Raw genomic sequence first — 789 nt, forward strand, 5'->3', positions numbered from 1 at the left:
GCGTTACACGGCTAAGGTGGTTCAATGGAAAATTATCACGAATCTTTTAAAAAATATGAGTCTGCGCTTTTAGAGTGTACACAGCTCTCTCAAGAGTGCGCTGGAATACCATCACCAACCAGTTCTCATTTTTATGCTTCGCTGTTGTTTACGAAGTTGTGTAATTGCGCTCACTCCATAGGTCGCTTAGCTCCAAAACCCGACCAGATAGGTAAGGATGCTCACTGGGATTACAGTTCTGTTGCATCTTTAACTAGAGATCTAATTGAGTGTTATCTTACTTTTTATTACCTGTGCATTGATAAATGCTCGAGTGAAGAATGGAATGCTCGGTGGCAATTGATGAATCTACACGACCATCTGTCAAGGGTTAAAATGTTCAATGCGTTAGGCATGGACTACGAGGAAAAGGAAGAAGCTAAGAGCGTAAAAAATGAAGTCATAGAAAATTTAAAATCAAACAAATGGTTTCGTAAATTATCTGATAAACAACAAGCACATTTTTTAAAAGGTAAAAATGCCTTTTTCAAAAATCAGGATGAAATTCTGACTGCTAGTGGTGGTGACGTCTCAGACTTCAGGTTTAAATATATATTTGCATCTAACCATACCCATACTTTTCCAATGGGTTTCTATAGAATGGCTGATGGTAATAGAGGTCGTGGTGTCGAATCACAAGTAGAGATTCAATACACAGGACTTTGTCTCGAGTGGGTTTCGGAGTATTTGCTCAAAGCAAAAGAACAATTCGACGATAAATTTGAAAACTTGGAATAGTGTAATCCACCG

At 38.3% G+C, this 789-nt stretch carries 1 protein-coding gene; it reads left to right on the plus strand.

Annotated features, from left to right (window positions below; genetic code table 11):
• Nucleotides 1-24: 24 nt before the first annotated feature.
• Entirely contained in the window at nt 25-777 is a 753-nt protein-coding gene (locus tag RXX31_RS24695) for a DUF5677 domain-containing protein (protein ID WP_317592213.1), read from the plus strand.
• Nucleotides 778-789 lie beyond the last annotated feature (12 nt).

The organism is Vibrio sp. EA2, from assembly GCF_033042495.1.
GTDB lineage: Bacteria > Pseudomonadota > Gammaproteobacteria > Enterobacterales > Vibrionaceae > Vibrio.

Excerpts from the sequence above, each read along its gene's own strand:
- RXX31_RS24695 (WP_317592213.1), top strand. The coding sequence starts at position 25 with ATGGAAAATTATCACGAATCTTTTAAAAAATATGAGTCTGCGCTTTTA.